Below are 1,422 nucleotides of genomic sequence, written 5' to 3'. Positions count from 1 at the left end.
GCCGCGCCCCGGCCGGCCCGCACCACCCGTCCGTGGGGCGTCACCCGTAATTCCCGTGTGGCCGGGGCCGGGTTCCAGCAGGATGGGCCCATGACTGCCGTGTACGACACTCCCGTGGTCCTGGACCGGCGCGACGGCCCGTACGGCGAGGTGGTGCTGCGCCGGCACGGCGCACTGCTGCAGATCATCGCCAACGGCTGCTTCCTGATGGACACCTCCGACGGCCGCTCGGAGCGGCTGCTGGTCGACGCGGCCCGCGCCGCGCTGGACGGCCGCCCGGCTCCCGGACTGCTGCTCGGCGGGCTGGGCGTGGGGTTCTCGCTCGCACACGCGGCCGCCGACCCCCGCTGGGGGCGGATCACCGTGGTGGAGCGGGAGCCCGCCGTCATCGACTGGCACCGGGACGGCCCGCTGGCCGAGGTGTCGGCGGGCGCGCTCGCCGATCCGCGGACCTCGGTCGTGGAAGCGGATCTCGTGACGTACGTCAATGAGACATCGGACACGTTCGACGCGCTGTGCCTCGACATCGACAACGGCCCCGGCTGGACCGTCACGGAGGACAACGGCAGCCTCTACGCACCGGCCGGACTCGCCGCCTGCGCACGGGTGTTGAGGCCCGGCGGGGTGCTCGCGGTGTGGTCGGCCGAGCCCTCTCCGGAATTTGAAGGAAGCTTGCGGAATGCCGGGTTCCGGCAGGTGCGTACCGAAGAGGTCCCCGTTGCCCGGGGCGTTCCGGACGCCGTCCACCTCGGCGTCCGACCTGGATAGCGACAGCGCGGGGAGTCCCCGTAATGTGCTGCCCTGACGCGGATCATTCAAGCGTCAAACGCAGACATGGGATCACCCCACTGATTCCGGAAAGCAACAACAGGGGCGGGCGATGGAGCAGACACACACCTCCCAGAGCGGCGCGGCGACGACCACCCCGGGCGCACAGCGCCGGGTGCTGGTCGTCGAGGACGACCCCACGATCGTCGACGCCATCGCGGCCCGGCTCCGTGCCGAGGGGTTCCTGGTGCAAACGGCCGGCGACGGTCCGGCCGCGGTGGACACGGCCGAGGCCTGGCAGCCCGACCTGCTGATCCTCGACATCATGCTGCCCGGCTTCGACGGGCTCGAGGTGTGCCGGCGCGTGCAGGCGCAGCGGCCGGTGCCGGTGCTGATGCTCACCGCCCGGGACGACGAGACGGACATGCTGGTCGGACTCGGCGTCGGGGCCGACGACTACATGACCAAGCCGTTCTCGATGCGGGAGCTGGCGGCACGCGTGCACGTGCTGCTGCGCCGGGTGGAGCGGGCCACGATCGCCGCCGCCACGCCCCGCTCCGGCATCCTGCGCCTCGGCGAGCTGGAGATCGACCACGCGCAGCGCAGGGTGCGGGTGAAGTCCGAGGACGTCCACCTGACGCCCACCGAGTTCGA

The 1,422-nt window shown here is 72.1% G+C and carries 2 protein-coding genes; both read left to right on the top strand.

All coding sequences use genetic code 11. The features are described 5' to 3' along the window. The first annotated feature begins 90 nt into the window (after positions 1-90). Positions 91-768 carry a spermine/spermidine synthase domain-containing protein gene (locus tag IE312_RS13885; protein WP_189981586.1) on the top strand — a complete coding sequence of 226 codons (678 nt, stop codon included), beginning with the start codon at positions 91-93 and terminating at the stop codon, positions 766-768. 112 nt (positions 769-880) lie between these two features. Beyond that, positions 881-1,422, top strand: a 542-nt coding sequence (locus IE312_RS13880) for a response regulator transcription factor (RefSeq protein ID WP_229899698.1), incomplete at its 3' end; no start/stop codon positions are given.

The sequence above is a fragment of the Streptomyces capoamus genome (assembly GCF_014654935.1).
GTDB lineage: Bacteria > Actinomycetota > Actinomycetes > Streptomycetales > Streptomycetaceae > Streptomyces > Streptomyces capoamus.
This window is presented reverse-complemented; position numbering and strand designations above follow the sequence as displayed.